The organism is Pseudomonas sp. 51_B (assembly GCF_017491595.1).
GTDB classification, from domain to species: Bacteria; Pseudomonadota; Gammaproteobacteria; order Pseudomonadales; family Pseudomonadaceae; genus Aquipseudomonas; species Aquipseudomonas promysalinigenes.
The window spans coordinates 252,550-271,783 of record NZ_JAFGYW010000002.1; the positions used below are offsets into that span (position 1 = coordinate 252,550).

The window sequence follows — 19,234 nt, forward strand, 5'->3', positions numbered from 1 at the left end:
TGAGCGTTGGCTTGGGGGCTGTGCAGTCGCGTATGTAACTGTCTCGTTGCAGTCTGCTTTGCAACGAGACAGTTATTCCAACTACCGCCGGACCTTTAGCGAGGATCGTTATCGCTTGGCCGACCCAGTCTCCAGCTGGCAGTTGGCATGCATCAGCAGGTGTTCAGTCGCAGCCCAACCCAAACAGCCGTCGGTGATTGAAACACCATACTCGAGCGCCCCTTTTTCCAACGCCTGACAGCCATCGAACAGATGCCCTTCAAGCATCACACCGACTATGCAACGGTCACCTGCCAGACGCTGAGCCAGAACGTCCTCGAACACAGCTGGCTGGCGGGCAGGGTCTTTGCCGCTGTTGGCGTGGCTGCAATCGACCACGATTCTTGGCTGCAAGCCGGCCTTCACCAGACCCTGGCGTGCCTGGGCAATGCTGTTGGCATCGTAGTTCGGGCCCTTGTGGCCGCCACGCAGCACCAGATGCGTATCCGGGTTGCCCAACGTCTCGATGATTGCCGGGTAGCCTTGGGCATCCATGCCGAAATGGCGGTGCGGTGCGGCGGCGCTGCGCATGGCATCGCATGCGATGCCGATGCCGCCGTCGGTGCCATTTTTGAAGCCCACCGGCAGTTCCAGCCCGCTGACCATTTCACGATGGATCTGCGACTCGGTCGTACGTGCGCCAATTGCCGCCCAGGCCAGCAGGTCGTCGAAATAGCCGGCGGCCATCGGTTGCAGCAATTCCGTGGCGATCGGCAGGCCACGTTCGAGCATGCTCAGCATCAAGCCGCGGGACAGGGCGATGCCGGCATGCATGTCGTCACTGCCGTCCAGGTGCGGGTCGTAGGCCAGGCCTTTCCAGCCCACCGTAGTGCGAGGTTTCTCCACGTAGGCGCGCATTACCAGCAGCATGTGTTCATCGACCTTACGGCTCAATGCGGCCAACCGATCGGCATATTCCAAGGCCGAGCGCGGGTCGTGGATAGAGCAGGGGCCAACGATCACCAACAGGCGCTCATCGTGGCCCTCGAGGATGGCGCGGATGGCCTGGCGTTGATTGTGGACTTGCTGGGCGAGTTCAGTTTGCAGCGGCATCTGCTGTTTGAGCAGGTGCGGGCTGGGCAGGCGCCGACTGACAGTGGTATTGGCAGCTTGTGGCTGGGACAGGTTCAGTGCGAGGTTGGAGGCTTGCATGGCTTGTGTTCCCTGGGCGGACGGCGGGTTCTGGCCCGCGCTGTCGGCCCTATCGAGGTGTTCGACTATTCGTTGAATGATGCGCTGCAGCGTTGCCACCGATGAGCGACCGATCGGAGGCGGCAGGCTGGCCCGAACGGGATTGGCTAAATCGCCAGGCAGCGGTGCTTGGGTAGTGATAAGTGACGTAGTTCATGAATCTGTCCTCTGTTCGAATCGGTGAAAATACAATGGCCTTGAAAGCAAAAACCCCCGGTCGGGAAGCCGACCGGGGGTTTGAGTATTCTCATGTTCGGCGGCCCCTCGAAGGTGGGCGCCGGATGGGTGTCGGCGCCTAGTGGCTAAACCAATACCCGAAATAAAAACTGGCAGCGGCCTGGCAACCAGCCACGGCCAACACAGGGCGCAGGTTGCGACCGGTGAGGTTAGCGTGGTTGTGGGTGAGTGGCGGCATGTTGCTCTCCAGTGAATGGCATCGAGCTTACTTCAAGCCCTACGCAGTGTTCAATGCATAAATGCTATTGCGCCGATAACCAAGTGGCACTGATTGCGTACGGGTCTGTCCGAAAGGTAGGTTTGGTCAATTGCCTACCAGGAAGTATCCTTTGGACTCCATCACTCAAGCCGTACTCGGCGCAGCTCTGCAAGGCGCGGTGCTTGGCCGTATCCAAGGCCGTCGTGCGCTGGTTTACGGCGCCGTACTGGCAACTGTGCCCGACCTCGACGTGGTCATTCGCTACGCCGATCCGGTGTCGCAGATGACCTATCATCGCGGCTTCTCTCACTCGATCTTCGTGCTCACAGGGCTGGCCTTGCTACTGGCCTGGATGGTGAGTGCAGTCGCCCGACGGCGCTGGCCCGATAAGGGTTACAGTCTGACAAGGCTGTTTCTGGCATTCTGGCTGGTGCTGGTGACGCACCCTATCCTGGATGCTTTCACCGTCTATGGAACGCAGCTGTTCTGGCCGCTGCACCTCACGCCGCAAAGCTGGGCGGCGGTATTCATCATCGATCCGCTGTATACCGTGCCGCTGCTGTTAGCGGTGCTCTACGCCGCTTTCAAAGGGTTGGAGGGTCGAGCTGTGCGGGTATTGAGCCTGGCTCTGGCGATCAGCACCGCTTACCTCGGGTTCGGCCTTGCTTCGCGCATGGCGGCCGAACAGCGCTTGCAACTGGCGCTGGAAGAAAAGGGAATCCAACCCAGTGAGGTGCGTGCCGTGCCGATCGCTTTCAACAGCCTGATCTGGCGCGTACTGGCCAAGACACCAGACGGTTACTACTACGAAGGCATCAGCAGTATCTTCGACCGCCAATCGCCGGAGATGCAGCGCCTGCCACTGAATCAAGCCTTGGGTGAGGCACTCCACAATGCGCCGTTGCTCGAACGCTTACGCTGGTTTACAGGGGGCTGGCTACGCTTTGATGTTATCGGCAACGACCTGGTGGTCAGCGACCTGCGCATGGGCCTACCTGGCAACTATACGTTCCGCTTCAACATGGCCCACCGCGATGGTCAGGGCCAGTGGGTGAGCGACACACCCACTCGTTGGGTCGGGCCTGGTGTCGGCGCGATGATTGCCAACGGCGAGCTGACACTGATCTGGCGACGCATATTTGATCAGCAACCGCCCTTGCCATTGGCCGCCTGGACTGGCAGCTATCAAGGTCAGGCCAGCGAGCAAGAGCCCTAGGGTGCGCTCGGCGGGGCTGGACCTGGTCAAGTGGGTGGCGATCATCACAATGGTTGTCGACCACCTACGGTATATATGGCCAGAAGCTCAGGCCTTGTTCATCGTAGGCAGGTTTGCCTTTCCCTTGTTCTGCCTGGCCGTGGCCACCAATGTGGCGCGCGGTGGCACGATCAACCTGCGCTACCTTGGCTGGCTGCTGGTGTTTTCAGTGCTGTCCGAGGGGCCCTATCGTTGGGTAGAGCCGGACTCGCAAACCCTCAACATCATTCCAACGCTGACCCTGGGGTTATTGATCGCTTGGGGTGTGCAGCACCGGCAGATCGGCGTGCAGTTGGTAGGGCTGGCAGCCTCGATGGTAGGGGCCGTCTTTAGCGGACACTTGATGTACGGCCTCCCGGGGGCGCTGCTGCCCGCGGGCTGGTTGGTAGCGCGCCGCCTAGGGGGGCTTTCCTGGTTGCTGCCAGGCGCGCTCGCTGTGGCGGGCAATTTGACCAACAGCTGGCTGCGTGAGCATCTCGGCGCATCGATAACCTGGATGACCATGGCCTCTGCGGCGCTGGCCATACCCCTGGGTTGGCGGCTTTTACAGGTCGAGCACTGGCCAGTGCCTGCAGTGCGGCGGTGGGGCTATCTGTTCTATCCAGTGCATCTATTGCTGATACAGCTGTGGATCCAGGCCCACGGCTTGCGCCTTTAGCCGATCAACTTCAGGGCATCATCAAGGCTCAGAGGCTGTTTCATCCTTTGTGACAGCATTGCCATGGCATCCGAATAACCATTGGCGATCACGGCTTGCACCCGTTCACCGGTGCATTGCAGCGCCAGAAACTCTCCCGTTTCTGGCGCCCCGACGAACTCGATGCGGTCCCAATCCTGAGCATGCCCGAGCATCTCGTAAGTGCGCCCGTGATGGTACGTCCAAAAGAATGGCACATCATCGTAGCGGCGATGCTCACCCAGCATGTTCATGGCGGCTATGACCCCGTGCTGCTGCGCCAGACGCCAGTGTTCGATACGCACGGGCGTCCCTGCGCAGGGGAAGGTCACCAGATCGCCAGCGGCCCAAAGCCCGTGCGCGACCTTAAGCTCGGCGTCTACCGGTAATGAATGGTCTTCGCTCAGTTGGACACCTTGCACACAACCAGTGGCCGGCCTGACACCCGTGCCAAGTACCACAACCGAAGCTGCGAGCCGTTCGCCGTTGGCTAATTGCACGGCCTCCACGGTGCCGTCACCGAGGAAACGCTCGACCTCGGTTGGGGCATGGAACGTGACGCCTTTGCGTTCATGCAGCATACGAATGCTGTGGCCAATCCGATCACCGAGTTGATTGGCCAAAGGAACTTCGTGCCGGGCGACCACATGTACCTTCGCGCCATATTTTTGCAGCGCCGAAGCCGCCTCCAGGCCGATGAAACCATCACCTACCACCACCACAGGTTTGCCCGGTTCGGCGGCATCGAGCAGGCGGGCGGCGTCTTCGCGTGAGCGCAAAGTCATGATGCCTTGCAGGTCGATACCTGGCACGTTTGGGCGTAGAGGTATAGCGCCAGTGGCTAGCAAGGCAGCGTCATAATCGATGTGATGGCCGTCGGCGAGGGTGATGCGTTGCTTTTTCGCATCCAAGCTACGTACTTTGCCGATACGCCGGTCTAGTTGGCCCCTGCGCAATTGTTCAGGCTCCAACAGTGAAGGGACCTCGTCCGGCGACAGCTCGCCGGAAATGACGAATTTGCTGAGGGCGGTGCGGTCGTAGGCGGGGTGGCGCTCCTGGTCCAGCCATATCAGACGCCCGCCAAAGCCATGATCGAGCAGCGTTGCTACGGCTGCAGAACCTGCGGCACCTGCACCGACCACCACGAAAGTGCGCGCATCACTACGTCTGGGCGGCTCGCTTCTGGGTAGCGGCTGGTCATCAACCCATACTTCACCGTCTTCGACCCACGCCCGATATCTGCGCAGGCCAGCCAGCGCCGGCGGTTCGCACACCGAACCGTCTTTGATCGCGAAGGCGGCCTTGTGCCAAGGGCAAACCAAAACACCTGCGCAAATCAGGCCCTCTTCCAACGGCGCGCCCGCGTGTGGACAGTTGCCTTGGAAGGCATGGATTTCGTTGCCCTGGCGTACGAGAATCACTTCCTCGCTGCCGGCCTGTACGCGCATAGGGCGTCTGGCGTCGAGTTGATCGAAACGGGCCACGGCATGCTGGGTCATAGAGCTGCTCCACAGAGGGCTTTGGAGCTTTGACGCCTGGGGTGTGCACCGGATGCATTGACCTGACGATCGGTGCCGCAGGGTTAAGCTGTTGCGGCGGCTGGGTACCCGCAGCCGCCGCATGGGGCTCAGTGAGCCCGAGCCATGCCCCTTGCGCCAGCCCGCGTGACCCGCAAGGCCACAAGACTGCCCAAGACGATCAGCGCTGCCAGGGAGTAAAGGGCAGCGTCGGTCGAACCGGTCTGGTCCTTGATGAAGCCCACCAGGTACGGGCTCAAAAAGCCCGCCATCTGCCCAACCGAGTTGATGATCGCCAAACCTGCGACCGCTGCGCTTGCGCTCAGCAGCGCCGTGGGCATCGGCCAGAACATCGGTAGCCCGGTCAGTGCGCCCATGGTAGCGATCGACAATCCCAGGATGGCAATGGTTGGGTTGCCGGCAAAATTGACTGCGATAAGCAGGCCCACAGCGCCCATCAACATCGGCACCACCAGGTGCCAACGGCGCTCGTTGCGCAGGTCCGCCGAGCGGCCGCACAGAATCATGAACACACCGGCCAGCAGATAGGGAATGGAGCTAAGCCAGCCGATCAGCAGAGGGTTGTCGAAGCCCATGTTCTTGATGATTGAAGGCAGCCAGAAGTTGATTGCATACACACCGCTCTGGATGCAGAAATACACGAACCCGAAGGTCCAGATCAGCGGGTTGCGCAGTACCGCCAGGACGCTGTCGCCGGCAGTGCTTGGTTTGCAGGCGGCATCGGCTGCGAGGTCAGCTTCGATCAACTGGCGCTCGGCTGGGCTCAGCCAAGCGGCTTTCTGATAACCATCGCTAAGCAGCTTGATGGCCAACAAGCCAAGCGCAACGGTTGGCAGGCCTTGGATCAGGAACATCCATTGCCAACCGGCAAGCCCGTGCTGGCCAGCGGCGAAATGCTCGAGAATCCAGCCAGAGAAAGGTCCGCCCAGCAGCCCAGACACAGGGATGGCCGACATGAACAGGGCCATGATTCGGCCGCGACGGTCGGTGGGGAACCAGCGCGAAAGGTAAAGCACCACGCCAGGAAAGAACCCAGCTTCTGCGGCCCCGGTGAGCAGGCGCAGGGTATAGAACTCGGTGGGCGTGGTGACGAACAGCAGGCAAGTCGACAGGCTTCCCCAGGCGATCATCATGGCAGCAATCCAGCGCCGCGGGCCGAAGCGGTTGAGCGCAAGATTGCTCGGCAGGCCGCAGAGCACATAGCCGATGAAGAAAATGCCGGCACCAAGGCCGTACACGGTTTCACTGAATTTGAGTGCATCAAGCATCTGTAGCTTGGCAAAGCCAACGTTGACGCGGTCCAGGTAATTGAACAGGTAGCAGATGAAAATGAACGGGATCAGTCGCAGGGTGATGCGCCGGTACAGCGCGTTGCGGGTGATATCGTTGCCTTGGTCAGAGGCTGGGCTGTGTGCCATGATCGGATTCTCTGTTGTTATGATTGTCGCCGCGTCGCCTGTGCCGGCGCTCGCACTGTCGAGTCTCGGGGAGTGTGGCGCGGCTGTCTTTGTGCGTTTGCACAGCGTATCGTGTCCGGCGCTGTGCCATATCACAAAAGCTGACACGATTAAGGACCGCTGAATGTTCGAACTGGACCATGACCTGGCACAAGATATCGTCGATCGAGCGATGGCCATCTTGCCTTGCAATGTCAATGTCATGGACAGCCAAGGTCTGATCCTGGGCAGTGGTGAGCCTGAGCGTATCAATACCCGCCATGAAGGCGCGCAACTGGTCCTCGCCAATGGGCGGGTAGTCGAGCTAGACACAGACGCCGCCAGGTGCCTCAAGGGCGTCCAGCCTGGAGTCAACCTGCCGCTGATGCTGGACGGCCGCTTGATTGGCGTACTGGGCCTGACTGGCGAGCCGCAGCAGTTGCGAACCTACGGCGAGCTGGTGCGCATGACCGCCGAAATGCTCTTGGCTCAGCGGCACCTGCAGGTCGAGCAGCAGTGGCGGCGTCAGCGGTGCGACGACTTGCTGGCGTTGTTGCTCGGCGCCAATGGCGATTCGCCAAGGCTGTTGGACGAGGCCCAGCAATTGGGCCTCAAACCCCACCTGCCGCGGGTGCCATGCCTGTTCGAGCTGCACCTTGGCGCACCGGCTGAAACCCTGTCCGCCTGGTTGATGAGCCGATACCCGGACAGCTGGTGCGTCAGCCCGTCACGCCAGTCGCTGCTCTGGTGCCGGCCAGCGGCACAGGTGCTGGACGAAACACGCCTGATCGAGCGCCTGCAACGCCATGGCTGGGATGTCGAGCGTGTGGCGCTTGGCAACCCGGCGCAAAGCCTTGAGCAACTGCGGCGAGGTTACCGGCGCGTGCGGGACTTGCTGGCCTACGGCCGCGAGGTGTTGCCCCATGTTCGTCTGCTCAGCCTGGCTCGCTACCGTCTGCCAGCCCTGCTGTGGCGCCATCGCAACGAAGATGCCCTGGACGAGTTGCTTGAACCGCTGCAGCGCATTCGCGCACGGGATGCCAGTGGCCAGTTGCTGATCACGTTGCGGGCCTGGTGCGCGCACGATGGGCAGAGCCAAGCCTGCGCCGATGCATTGGGTATCCACCGCAATAGCCTGCGCTACCGCCTTGAACGTATCGCTGAACTGGGCGAAGTGGACCCAGTGCGCCTGGAAGGCATGCTAAGCCTGTACCTGGGTCTGCAGCTGCTGCCGGTCGAGTGAGCGCTGGCGCAGGCATTTGCCCAAACAACGGTAGCCGCCAATTGTGCATCCGACTGAGGCCGGCGCGCTGCTCAACTGTCAGCATGCCAGGCATCAGGACAGGAGAATCCCCATGAAAGTCGTCATCGCCCCGGACTCGTTCAAGGACAGCCTCGACGCTGCTGGCGTCGCCGACGCCATCGCCAAAGGCCTCGGCGAAGTGTGGCCCGCTGCCGAATTGGTCAAATGCCCAATGGCTGATGGTGGCGAAGGCACCATGGAAGCGATCCTCGCCGCCAGTGAAGGTGAGCTGCGTCGCCAGAGCGTACGTGGGCCGCTGGGGCAAACCGTGCTGGCCGGCTGGGGCTGGCTGCCGCAAAGCCGAACGGCAGTGATTGAAATGGCTCAGGCCAGCGGCATCCAGTTAGTTCCAAGCGACCAGCGAGATGCCTGCCGCAGCAGCACCTGGGGTACCGGCGAGCTGATTGGCGCCGCGCTGGCGGCCGGAGCCCAGCGTATCGTACTGGCCATAGGCGGCAGCGCCACCAATGACGGCGGCAGCGGAATGCTACGGGCCCTTGGCATGCGTTTGCTTGATGCTCATGGGCACGCACTGGAGGAGGGTGGCTTGGATCTGGCGCGCCTTGCCCGTATCGACGCCAGTGGCCTGGATCCCCGCCTGGCCGAGGTGCAGGTCGAGGTAGCAGCCGATGTCGATAACCCGTTATGTGGCGCCAATGGTGCCTCGGCTATTTTCGGCCCGCAAAAGGGCGCCAATCCCGAGCAAGTGCAGGCCTTGGATCAGGCTCTCGGCCATTTCGCCGACCACTGCGCGCAGCTTTTGGGTGAGGACGTGCGTGAATATCCTGGGTGCGGCGCGGCAGGGGGGATGGGTTTTGCCGCCAAGGCATTCATGGGTGCGCGGTTTCGCCCAGGTGTCGAGGTAGTTGCCGAACTGGCTGGGCTTGATGCCTTGATGCGCGACGCCGACCTGGTCATCACCGGTGAAGGGCGCTTCGATGCCCAGACCCTTCGCGGCAAAACGCCAATGGGCGTTGCACGGGTAGCCAAGCGTCATGCAGTGCCAGTGGTGGTGCTGGCTGGAACCTTGGGCGACGGTTACCAGCAGCTTTATGCTCACGGCATCGATGCAGCTTTTGCCTTGGCCAGCGGGCCGATGACTTTGCAACAGGCTTGCGCGAACGCCGCACAGCTGTTGCAGCATCGCGCCGCTGACATTGCCCGCCTCTGGCAATCGGCTTCACGCAAATAACCACGCTCGCGCCCTAGCCCCTGCTTGAAAAAAACGAACGGCCGCCCGAGGGCGACCGTTCGTTTTCAACCAGCGATTGCGTCAGTCTTTGCTGACGGCATCTTTAACGTCACCCACCACTTGCTGGGCTTCACCCTTTTTCTCCTGCAACTTGCCCTTGACTTCAAGCTCTGTATTGCCGGTGGCCTTGCCGACAGCTTGCTTGATCTTGCCGACGGCTTCGTTGGCCATGCCTTTAACTTTGTCCGAAGTGCTGCTCATGGAGATTCTCCTTCAATGATCATCAGTTAACATCGGGTGGTTCAGATAGGCGTAGTTGGGTCTGGACTGCTCTATCACTCAACAATCACCTGGGGCTGCCGTGACGACAGTGCGAAGCGACCGACTGCAAAGCTCAGGGCGGCACCGATCAACAAGGTCACCAGGGTGCCCCAGGCCGCTTTCGAGACGTTGCTGGCGGCAACTTCGGCAGCCTCACGTGCCTGCTGCTCTGCCTGCTCCTTCAGCGCTTTGACCTGTTCGGCAGCTTGCGCATACGCCTGGGCATAGTTGTCCACCACCTGCTCAGCCTCCTGCTGGTTTTTGCCGGTGCGGGCCGCGACGATATTGACCAAGGCTTGTTTGTCTGCAGCGCTCAGGGCAGGCTCACCCGCTTTGCGCACGCGCTCGAACCATTGCTTGAGCTGGTCGATCGCCAAGGTAGGGTTTTCAGCTGCCACTTGACCTGCCGACTCACCTTGGGCCTGTGCCTGATCGGCCTTGTTCTGCAGCGTCGAAGGGTTCAGCTCGGGTTTGCCGGTCTGTTCCAGGGTCTTGTTCAACTCCGCTTCCAGGCTATCCCAGTCCAGCGAGATGCCACGTTTGTCGAGCTGATCTTTGATGCCTTGGCCAACCCCCGGCGCTGCGGCGGCCACACCGTCGGCAGCGAGCGATAGGCCTTTGCCGGCGATATTGCCAGCGGTGCCAACCACGCTACCGGCCAGCGACGCCAACAGCCAGGTAGCCATCAACGTGGTGATTGTCCAGCTCAACAGGCCATGCAGGCCACCACGGGTCGGTGCGGTACGCCCAGCCACCCAGGCACCGGCTGCTACCGACACCAGCGTGCTGACGAACAACCAAACGCCTGCGCCCGTACCGAAGCCTCGCAAGGGATTACCTTCGGCCATGGGGTCCACGGCGCCTGCACCAATTGCTGTGCCCAGTACACTCAGCACCAGGTAGCTGGCCAAGGCGATGGCGCCGCCTGCGAACACGGCGCTCCAGGATACCCGCAGCGAGCTGACAGCGTTGGCTGGGGCGGTCACATACGATTGAGTCATCTATGCATCCTCGAGATGAAGAGTGGAAGTACCAGCAACTGCTAGCGCTAGTGCAACGTCAGGGTCAGTTTGCCGGTCTCATGCAAGGCTGTGATGGCGCATCTGCACCGGATCGATTAGTGCATTGGCACCACCCTAGGCCTGATTGCAGCGTTATATGCTCCAGTCACTACCCAAACATGCTTTGGAGAACTGCCATGAGCGATGCCGTGCTCTCCCGGGAAACCAATCGCCGTCAGCTCCAGCAAATCATCGCCGGGCTGTCCGACGGTGTGATCCTGCTGGAAGTCGACCAATCGATAATCTGGGCCAACGAGGCCGCGCTGCGTATGCATGGGGTCGACAGCCTGGAGCAACTAGGAGGCAACGCCGAGGCTTACCGCGCGCGCTTCGCCCTGCGTTACCGCAACAACCACCCGCTGGAGCCCGAGCAGTACCCAATGGCGCGGGTGGCTGCAGGCGAGGTGTTCAGCGACGTAGTTGTGGAGGTGGCGCGGGTCGATGATGAGGAGCAGCGCAGCCGGGTTCACCGCGTGCGCAGCATGGTGCTGACCGACAGCCGAGGTGAAGCTGAATCTCTGGTGCTGATCATTGCCGATGCCACCGAGTGGGCCAGCGCCGAGCAGCGTTTCGAAAAAACCTTCAATGCCAACCCGGCGCCTGCGGTCATCTGCAGGCTCAGCGATTTGCGTTTCATCAAAGTCAATCAGGGCTTTTTGGAGATGACCGGGCACGTGCGAGAAAACGTGATCGGTAGGTCTGTTTACGAGGTGGACGTACTAGAGAACGCAGAGCGCAAAGAGCTGGCGATCGAGCGGCTGATCGAGGGCGCGACCATTCCCCAGATGCAGGCCGAACTGCGCTTACCCGATGGCGGCACGAAGCTGGTCATCGTGGCTGGACAGCCGTTGGACATGCATGAGGAAGATTGCATGTTGTTCTCGTTCACCGACCTTGAGCCACGGCGCAAGGCGGAAAATGCCCTGCGTCAGAGCGAGGAGCGTTTTGCCAAGGCGTTTCGCCTGAGCCCCGTGCCAACGCTGTTGTGCAGCGCAGACCGGCAGCAGCTGATCGATGCCAATGATGCGTTTCTTCAAACGCTCGGTTACACCGCCCAGGAGTCGATCGGCAGGACCGTGGCTGAAATGGATTTTTTCGAAGACAAACGCGTTACCTCTCAAATCTTCGATATGTTGGAGAAGACCGGGCGCATAGAGTCGTTAGACCTGAACCTGCGAAAAAAAACCGATGAGCGCCTGGACTGTGTCCTGCAGGCCGACAGCGTTAGCCTGCAGGACACCCCCTGCTACCTGTTGGTTCTGATGGACATCACCGAACGCAAGCGCTCAGAGTTGGAACTCGTCGAGGCGATCGAGGCGGTCATGAAAGATGCGTCGTGGTTCAGCCAGACCTTGATAGAGAAGCTGGCCAATGCCAAACGCATCAACACCGGCCGTTTACCTGACGCTTCGTTCACCGACCTGACACGCAGAGAGCGTGAGGTCTTGGCGCTGATCTGCGAAGGCCTTGCCGACAAAGAGATAGCCTCGCGATTGAACCTGGCCCTCAACACAGTGCGCAACCATGTGTCCACGGTGTACTCCAAGCTCGATGTGCACAGCCGCAGTGAAGCGATGGTCTGGGCTAGGGAGCGCAGGCTGTTCGTAGGTTGAGCTCCACTCTCGACAGCTACTGCGTTCAAGGCGTGAGCGCTTTGATCGGGGCGCTTTGCGGCAACACGGCCAGCTCGCCAAAGCCCTGTGCAGCATCGATGTAGCGCAAGGCCGACTTGGCATCCTTCCAGCCAACGTAGCTCATCAGCGCCTTGAGCTCCCAGCCGTTGGCGGTCGCCCAGGTGGCAAAGCCGCGGCGCAGGGAATGGCTGGTGTACAGCGTGCCCGGCACGCCTGCGCGCTGCAGCATACGCTGCAGCATGCCGACCAGGCTGTTGCTGTGCAGCGGCAGGTCGCCAAGGTTGCCCCAGCGGTCGAGCTTGCGAAAAACCGGGCCATGGGCGATGCCCGCCACCTCCAGCCACTGCAGATAGGCCGTGACTGGGCAGAGTGTTTTCAATGCCGGGGTTCGGTGTTGCACGCCAAGAGCCTCGCGGTCACCCTTGCTGCGAGGCAGGTACAGCGTTATGCCAACACCAGCCTCGGCGCGAATGTGCTGCACCTGCAGGCGTGCCAGTTCATCCCCGCGAAAGCCGCGCCAGAAGCCGAGTAACAATAAGGCGGTGTCCCGGCGAGCTCGGCGCAGGGTTGCCAGGTCATGGCAGTCACGGGCCTGCCTGGCCTCTGCCTCGAAGCAGTCGACGGCCGTTTGCAGGTGTTGCAGCAGTAAGGGTGCGGCCTGCCTGGGTGGCGTTGGGTGCAGGGTGCGGATGCCGCGCAGTACCTTGCGCACCAATGGCGCTTTGGTCGGGTCGGGGAAGCCTTGGCTGATGTGCCATTGGCTCAGCGCGGCAAGGCGTTGGCGCAGGGTGCTGACCGCGTGCTGCTCGGCATGGTCGGCCAGATAGCGGGCGATGCTCTCGGCCGTGGCGGGCAAGAAACCACCCCAGTGGGCCTCGAAATGTTCGATGGCGGCCCGGTAGCTGCGCCGGGTGTTGTCACGGGTAGCGGCGCGGACGTAACGCTCGATGTCGGTCATGGGAGTGTGGCCAGCTTCGTATTGCCGACACCATACCGCCTAACGCGTTGCCTGTCCGGTCTGGCTCACGCCAGGCAAGGTTTTTCCTCGCAGCCGTTGAACGGTGGATATTCGCGCAACTGCGCTGCCGACAGGGGGCGGCTGAAGTGATAACCCTGGGCGATATCGCAGCCAGCTAGCTTCAGGCACACCACTTGCTCACGGGTCTCGACGCCTTCGGCCACCACTTCCAGGCCCAGCCGTTTGGCCAGGATGATGGTCGATGACACGATTGGACTGTCGTCGTAACTGTTGGATAAGGGGGCGATCAGCGAGCGGTCGATCTTCAGTTTGCTCAGTGGCAGCGATTGCAGGTGCGCGAAGCCCGCATAGCCGCGGCCGAAGTCATCCAGGCTGATGCCCAGGCCGGCAGCGCGCAGGCGATGCAGGTGATCGATTGCGGTGCCTTGCGAGTCAAGAATGGTGGTTTCGGTGATTTCCAGCTCCAGGCGATGGGGCATGATGCCGTGATACTCCAGCTTGGCCAGCAAGCGGGTACTGAAGTCGGCCTGACGCAACTGCATGGCTGAGACATTGACGGCCAGCCGGGCCTCTTGGCCCTTTGCCTGCCAGCGTTCGAGGTCTTCGCACGCCAAACGCAACACCTCCCAGCCAAGCTCAATGATGAAGCCGCTGCGCTCGGCAAGATCGATAAATCTGTCCGGATAAAGCAGCCCGAAATCGGGGTGGTCCCACCTTACCAAAGCTTCATAGCCGAGCACACGATGGTTATCCAGGCGGACTTGAGGCTGGTAGTGCAGCACGAACTGCCGCCCGCTCAAGGCGCTGCCGAAGGCCTGTTCGAGTGCAAAGGCCTGAATATCGGAGCGGTTGAGCGATGGGTCGAAAAACCGATACTGCGCACGGCCAGCCTGCTTGGCGCAGTACATGGCAGCGTCGGCAAAGCGTATCAAACTGTCGATGTCCTGGCCGTCGCGCGGGCAGATGCTGACCCCGACACTCGGGCTGGTATTGACCTCTTGGCCATCGAGGGCATAGGTGGCCGAAAGTTTTTTTACCAGTGTGTGCACCCAGACGGTGATCTGTTCCTCACTGCGTTCGCCGGCCAGCAGCACCACGAATTCGTCACCGCCAAAGCGTGACGCCTCATCCCCAGGCTCAAGCAGCCGGCGTATGCGCCCGGCCACCGCCTGCAGCAGCAGGTCGCCAATTTTGTGCCCCAGAGAGTCGTTGATCGATTTGAAGCGGTCCATGTCGATGAACAGGATAGCCATCAAACAGCGCTTGCCCCGCTGTCGGGTCAGCGCTTGCTCGGCCATTTCGACGAACTGGCGGCGGTTGTGTAGGCCGCTCAGGTGGTCGGTCGCAGCCGCGTGGCTGCTGCGCCGGTGCTCGGCCTCGAGCCGGCCGATCAACTGCTGGTTGACCTGCTGAGCGTGCTCGAGGTCGCAAAACGCCTCTTGACGCTTGCGCAGTAGGCGCAAGGCCCAGGCCAAACCGGTGAGAATCACCAGTGTCATACCTAGGTTGAACCATAACTGGCGTGCGTAAGCTTTTGCCCAAGGGGCCAGCATTTGGTCATACCGCTGGCTGACCACTACGCTGAAAGCGTGCTCAGGCACGCTGCGATACAGGCTCTGATAGGGAACGCCGTCAACGAACTGTGTCATTTGCCCAGCGCGCTGGCCGGTATCCGCCATGCCCGGTGCGAAGCTGTCGCCTGCCACCGGCATTGCGTGGGTATCGATGTGCAGGCGTTCCTGGCCATTGCTCTGGAGCAGCCGTACCAAGCCGCTCTCGCCCAGATCGATAGGCTGCAACAATGCTCCTAGGTAACTCAGGTCGAGCTGCATAACAACAAGCGTGTTTGGCTCATCACCATTGAGGCCCGGCAGCGGCAGCATGAAGAACTGATGCCAGTCGAGCGGGGCTGGCAGGGGGGGCGGGAGCAGGAAGGGCGTGAATCCGAATTGCCTGGCGTGCAGGTTCAGTTGATCCAGCCAGCTGGGCGGTAGGAGGGCTGGTTGGCCCTCGACGCTAGCCACTAGTAACTGGCCCTGGCGGTTATAGAGCCCTATGCCCTTGAAGAGCGGGTCGTCGGTGAACAGCCTGGGCAGGTTAAGGTTGCCGGCATTCAGGGATTTACCCTCGCTCAGGGTTATCTGGAGCATACGCTGGGTGCGGTCGACCAGTTGGCACAGGCTCTGTGCAACGACACTGGCAAGGTTCAGCTGCTGCGCTGCCTTGGCGGCCAGCACATCCCTGCGCGCAGCGGCCTTCTGAGTGAAGTACAGCCCCCACAGGAAGATCAGGGTTGCTGCGCAGAGCGTCAGGATCAACAAGCGTAGAACGCCTGTAGAAGAGTGAGAGCGACGGATCACTGCTGGTAGTCCTGACCCTGGGTGATCAGATGAAAATACGACAAGCAGATGACAGCCTGATGACTAGTGGCTAAATGCCTTACCTGTTTGCCTCGATGCGCGGCAAGGTAAAGGCCCAGGCCACGTGCACCAGGCCAATGATGACAAGCGGAGTCTGGCGCTGTATATCTGTCGCCTACCAAGGGGAGCCCTGCAACGGGCTGAGAAACCGCTGGCATAGCAGCGCGGTGACCCTTCGAACCTGATCCGGATCATGCCGGCGAAGGGATGGGACTGCCGACCTGCCTTTTAGCCGGCCTCACTGCGAGGCCACACCATGCCAAGCCACAAAGGTCTCGCTGTCATTCCCAAGGGGGAGAGCAGCATGGCTGAACGCTTCAGCGATACTTTGCAACGTCAGAACCAATCGACCTGGTCAGCGGCGGTTGAACACCGATTCGTCACCGAGCTTTGCACGGCCAGCGTGCCGGATCAGGTTATGATCCGTTACCTGATCCAGGATCACCGCTTTCTCGATAGCTTCGTGACCCTGCTTGGCGCTGCCATCGCCAGCGCGGATACTTATGAAGCTCGTCTGCGCTTTGGCCGCTTCGCGGGCATGATCTGCAGCGATGAAAACACCTACTTCCTACGCGCCTTCCAGGCGTTGGGCGTCAGTGAGGCGCAACGTATGCAACCTGCCGATACCGCGCCCACCGCAGGTTTCAAGGCGATCATGCGCGAGGCTGCTGATACTCGCTCTTATGCAGCGGCCCTGGCCGTGCTCAATGTGGCGGAGGGGCTTTACCTGGACTGGGCGCTCAAGGCACCCAAGCCATTGCCTGACAACTTCGTCTACGCCGAATGGATCACGCTGCATGACAACCCAGCGTTCTGTGATTTCGTAGGGTTTCTCAAAGCCGAACTGGACCGGGTAGGGCCAAAAGAGGCGGCGGTGGCCAGCGATTTCTTCGCACGGACGGTGGCGTTGGAACTGTCTTTCTTCGATGCCGTTTACCACGAGCAGGCCTGAGCATGGATATTTTCGAACGTTTGAAGTCCGCTGGCAGCACGCAGTGGAATAGTTATGTCGATCACGATTTCGTCCGGCAGATGGGCGAGGGCACTTTGCCCGAAGAGGCCTTTCGGACTTATCTGATCCAGGATTATCTGTTTCTCATTCAATTCGCCCGTGCCTGGGCACTGGCGGCTTACAAAAGCCGCCTGCCCGCGGACATTCGTGCGGCCCAGTCCGGCCTTGCAGCAATACTTGACGAGACCGAACTGCACCTTAGGTTGTGCGCGCGGTGGGGCTTGTCGCAAGCCGACATTCAGGCAGCACCGGAGCATCAGGCGACTGTGGCATACACCCGCTACGTTCTGGATTGCGGCGCAGCAGGTGATTTGCTCGAACTGCATGTGGCGCTGGCACCCTGTGTAATCGGTTACGCCGAAATCGGCCGCACACTCGCGCAGCGTATTGGCGACTTGAGCCAGCACCCGTACCGAGAATGGATCAGCGAGTATGCCGGCGAGGCTTACCAAGGCGTGGCAGCGGCGGCGCGCAAGCACTTGGATGAGCTGGCAGCGCGAAGCATGACTGAACAGCGGTTCATCGAGTTGGCGCAGATTTTCGGTCAGGCATCGCGGCTAGAGGCAGATTTCTGGCAGATGGGGCTCGATGCACAACGTTGACCCGAGCAGCGGTCATCCCCGTCAGTGCGCATGTAGACGTAAAGCGCCCCGCACCATACCTACGCACATAAGTGCGCCAGCCCTTTCCTAGTGCCCAGCGCATTGTCCGACTCGACTGGCAGCAGCCACGCTGCTGCTAGTTGTTAGATTCCGGTCGCGCAGTTACCTGAATTGCCCTTCCAATCTCACTTGAGCTACTGACTGATGGTGCGCAGCTAGGAAAGTGCGCGGCTCAAGGTCGATCTCGGCGCGCTGCTTGACTCTGGACCTTCCCAAAGGCACCCCGAAGCCCTGCCCACTCGGCGCCAGGAGTCATCGCTGATTGGCAGCGATTTCATGAAGTGGCCGAGCATAACCAGCCCTCTCGACCCTTGTGCCGACTTAAGCGTGCATTCAGCACCGTACTGCTTGGCTTGCCTGCACATACATGTGATAAACCGTGATTATTCCATCTGAGAAAGATCTTGAAATTCGTTCTTGAAAGAGCAAAAATCACATGTAAATACATGGTACGTACCATGCTACGAAATAGTAGGAGTAACCATGGCCCGGGGTGGTATCAACAAAGCAGTAGTGCAGCAGGCTCGGCAAGTCCTGATCGCCCGGGGCGAATACCCCAGCATCGATGCAGTACGTATCGAACTGGGTAATACCGGCTCAAAGACCACCATCCACCGCTACTTGAAGGAGTTGGAGGCCTCCAAGCCTGCCGGCCTGCAGGGCCAGGCGGCGCTTAGTGATGCGCTCACCAAGCTGGTTTCGCAACTGGCTGCTCAGGTGGAGGAAGAGGGCAATATCCGTATTGAACAGGCCAAGGCTGCGTTTCTTGAGGAGCGGCAACAGCTAGAGAATCTTTTACAACAAGCCCAGTTGGCGCTGGCGGCTGCTGAGCAGCAAAATCAGGTTCAAGCCACTGCCCTGGCGGCAGAGTCCGAGCGCCTGGTCACCGCACAGAACTCCCTGCAGGCCGAGCAATTGCGTAATGCCAGCCTCAATCAGTCATTGGGTGAGCTGCAGGTGCGTCTGGCAGACAAGGATGAACAAATCCGCTCGTTGGAGGACAAGCACCGCCATGCGCGCGAGGCACTAGAGCACTACCGCAGCGCCAGTCGCGAACAGCGTGAGCAAGACCAGCGCAGACAAGAAGCGCAGGTTCAGCAACTGCAGGTGGAACTGCGTCAATTGCAGCAGGGCATGATCGTCAAACAGGACGAGCTGACTCGTTTGCATCGCGACAACGAACGTATGCTCGGTGAGCATCGTCAGGCGGCCAGTGAATGCAAGGTCAAAGACGAGCTACTTGAACAACGCGATGCGCAGATCCAGGGGCTGCGAACGATCTTGGCCCAGGCTCAAGGCGCCAGCGATGAGATGCGCCGTCAATTTCAGGCGCAGGCACAGAGCCTGGAAAACAGTCGTGCTATTTCCATCGAGCAGGCCAGGCAACTGCAACTGCTCAAGGATGAACTGCAAAAACGCGATGCAGTCGGCGATGGAAGCCTCCCTCAACCGCCCTCTGCATCCTGAGTGCTTAGCAACAGGCCCATCGCGCAGCGCCTGGGCAAACCCTGAGCGCGCTCAGTTGCAAGAACAGCTTGCAACCTGGCCCCAAGGCGTTGCTCTTCGAGTACCTCGAAACCGTATTTTGTATAAAAAGGGCCATTCCAAGGCACATGGGCAAATGTGGTCAGGGTCACCATGGGCAGATCACTCAGGCGTGCTAGGGCACACACCTTGTCCAGTAAGCACCTGCCGATTCCTTTGCCCTGCGACTGCAGCCTCACCGATAGCTCGTGGACATGCAGCGCCTGCTCCTCAATGGTCAAGCACACGAAACCCACGGCCTGGCCTTGATCATTTTCGGCCAGCCAACTGGCACTGGCCGCGATGAAGGCTGTGTGCGCATCCCTATCAAGCCCCTCGGCCCTTGCCAACCACGCCAGCTCCGGAAACTGCCGAAAAGCTTGGGCCGCAGAGTGTTCAATCTCGATCAATCGACTGATATCAGAAGGCAGGGTGGGGCGGATGTGCATGCTGATGATCCTTTGATGGGCTGGCGGGCCAAAGTGATGGTAGCGCGAAGCTTGCACTTCAATCGTTATAACGTAACACTTTGACTTTTCGGTTAAGCGAGAGTGC

At 60.5% G+C, this 19,234-nt stretch carries 17 protein-coding genes and 1 riboswitch; of the genes, 9 read left to right on the top strand and 8 right to left on the bottom strand.

Annotation, left to right across the window (positions count from 1 at the left end; all coding sequences use genetic code 11):
* Positions 1-108: 108 nt before the first annotated feature.
* Positions 109-1,191: a 3-deoxy-7-phosphoheptulonate synthase gene (locus J5M56_RS04275; RefSeq protein WP_207869901.1), complete on the bottom strand. Its 1,083-nt coding sequence runs from the start codon at positions 1,189-1,191 to the stop codon at positions 109-111.
* A gap of 605 nt (positions 1,192-1,796) precedes the next feature.
* On the opposite strand from J5M56_RS04275, the gene J5M56_RS04280 reads away from it, so the two are divergent.
* Entirely contained in the window at positions 1,797-2,882 is a 1,086-nt protein-coding gene (locus J5M56_RS04280; protein WP_207869903.1) for a metal-dependent hydrolase, read from the top strand.
* Position 2,883: 1 nt separating this feature from the next.
* A complete protein-coding gene (locus tag J5M56_RS04285; RefSeq protein WP_186477287.1) occupies positions 2,884-3,579 on the top strand; it encodes a TraX family protein in 696 nt (231 codons plus the stop codon).
* Here the strand turns inward: J5M56_RS04285 and J5M56_RS04290 are convergent.
* Together J5M56_RS04290 and J5M56_RS04295 are read right to left on the bottom strand one after the other, a co-directional pair.
* Positions 3,576-5,096 carry an apoptosis inducing factor family protein gene (locus tag J5M56_RS04290; protein WP_207869905.1) on the bottom strand — a complete coding sequence of 507 codons (1,521 nt, stop codon included), beginning with the start codon at positions 5,094-5,096 and terminating at the stop codon, positions 3,576-3,578. The genes J5M56_RS04285 and J5M56_RS04290 overlap by 4 nt on opposite strands.
* Before the next feature lie 128 nt (positions 5,097-5,224).
* Entirely contained in the window at positions 5,225-6,553 is a 1,329-nt protein-coding gene (locus tag J5M56_RS04295; protein ID WP_207869907.1) for an MFS transporter, read from the bottom strand.
* Between the two features lie 163 nt (positions 6,554-6,716).
* Here J5M56_RS04295 and J5M56_RS04300 point away from each other — a divergent pair, with 163 nt between their 5' ends.
* On the top strand, positions 6,717-7,814 hold the full coding sequence (locus J5M56_RS04300; RefSeq protein ID WP_207869909.1) for a sugar diacid recognition domain-containing protein: 1,098 nt from the start codon (positions 6,717-6,719) through the stop codon (positions 7,812-7,814).
* A gap of 112 nt (positions 7,815-7,926) precedes the next feature.
* Positions 7,927-9,066, top strand: coding sequence for a glycerate kinase (locus J5M56_RS04305; RefSeq protein WP_186477283.1), 1,140 nt, complete (start codon positions 7,927-7,929; stop codon positions 9,064-9,066).
* 81 nt (positions 9,067-9,147) lie between these two features.
* Here J5M56_RS04305 and J5M56_RS04310 read toward each other — a convergent pair whose 3' ends face one another.
* Together J5M56_RS04310 and J5M56_RS04315 are read right to left on the bottom strand one after the other, a co-directional pair.
* Positions 9,148-9,327: a CsbD family protein gene (locus J5M56_RS04310; RefSeq protein WP_060477354.1), complete on the bottom strand. Its 180-nt coding sequence runs from the start codon at positions 9,325-9,327 to the stop codon at positions 9,148-9,150.
* 74 nt (positions 9,328-9,401) lie between these two features.
* Positions 9,402-10,388: a hypothetical protein gene (locus J5M56_RS04315; RefSeq protein WP_060477355.1), complete on the bottom strand. Its 987-nt coding sequence runs from the start codon at positions 10,386-10,388 to the stop codon at positions 9,402-9,404.
* Positions 10,389-10,585: 197 nt separating this feature from the next.
* On the opposite strand from J5M56_RS04315, the gene J5M56_RS04320 reads away from it, so the two are divergent.
* Positions 10,586-12,061, top strand: coding sequence for a helix-turn-helix transcriptional regulator (locus tag J5M56_RS04320; RefSeq protein WP_207869911.1), 1,476 nt, complete (start codon positions 10,586-10,588; stop codon positions 12,059-12,061).
* A 25-nt stretch (positions 12,062-12,086) separates the two neighbouring features.
* Here J5M56_RS04320 and J5M56_RS04325 read toward each other — a convergent pair whose 3' ends face one another.
* Positions 12,087-13,040: a site-specific integrase gene (locus tag J5M56_RS04325; RefSeq protein ID WP_207869914.1), complete on the bottom strand. Its 954-nt coding sequence runs from the start codon at positions 13,038-13,040 to the stop codon at positions 12,087-12,089.
* Positions 13,041-13,105: 65 nt separating this feature from the next.
* Positions 13,106-15,421: an EAL domain-containing protein gene (locus J5M56_RS04330; protein ID WP_207869916.1), complete on the bottom strand. Its 2,316-nt coding sequence runs from the start codon at positions 15,419-15,421 to the stop codon at positions 13,106-13,108.
* 171 nt (positions 15,422-15,592) lie between these two features.
* A riboswitch (TPP riboswitch) is annotated at positions 15,593-15,706 on the top strand.
* A 79-nt stretch (positions 15,707-15,785) separates the two neighbouring features.
* Here J5M56_RS04330 and J5M56_RS04335 point away from each other — a divergent pair.
* The 3 genes from J5M56_RS04335 to J5M56_RS04345 all read left to right on the top strand — a co-directional run bounded on the left by J5M56_RS04335 (position 15,786) and on the right by J5M56_RS04345 (position 18,622).
* The gene (locus tag J5M56_RS04335) at positions 15,786-16,433 is read left to right on the top strand and encodes a TenA family protein (RefSeq protein ID WP_060477359.1); all 648 of its coding nucleotides are present in this window, start codon (positions 15,786-15,788) and stop codon (positions 16,431-16,433) included.
* On the top strand, positions 16,430-17,095 hold the full coding sequence (gene tenA, locus J5M56_RS04340) for a thiaminase II (protein WP_081016608.1): 666 nt from the start codon (positions 16,430-16,432) through the stop codon (positions 17,093-17,095). Before J5M56_RS04335 ends, tenA begins: the two co-directional genes overlap by 4 nt.
* 543 nt (positions 17,096-17,638) lie before the next feature.
* Positions 17,639-18,622 carry a DNA-binding protein gene (locus tag J5M56_RS04345; protein WP_207869918.1) on the top strand — a complete coding sequence of 328 codons (984 nt, stop codon included), beginning with the start codon at positions 17,639-17,641 and terminating at the stop codon, positions 18,620-18,622.
* Here the strand turns inward: J5M56_RS04345 and J5M56_RS04350 are convergent.
* A complete protein-coding gene (locus tag J5M56_RS04350) occupies positions 18,601-18,984 on the bottom strand; it encodes a GNAT family N-acetyltransferase (RefSeq protein ID WP_347709416.1) in 384 nt (127 codons plus the stop codon). The genes J5M56_RS04345 and J5M56_RS04350 overlap by 22 nt on opposite strands.
* Between J5M56_RS04350 and J5M56_RS27205 the strand changes: the two genes are divergently transcribed.
* Positions 18,889-19,212: a hypothetical protein gene (locus J5M56_RS27205; protein ID WP_347709417.1), complete on the top strand. Its 324-nt coding sequence runs from the start codon at positions 18,889-18,891 to the stop codon at positions 19,210-19,212. The two genes, J5M56_RS04350 and J5M56_RS27205, sit on opposite strands and share 96 nt — an antisense overlap.
* Positions 19,213-19,234: the final 22 nt, after the last annotated feature.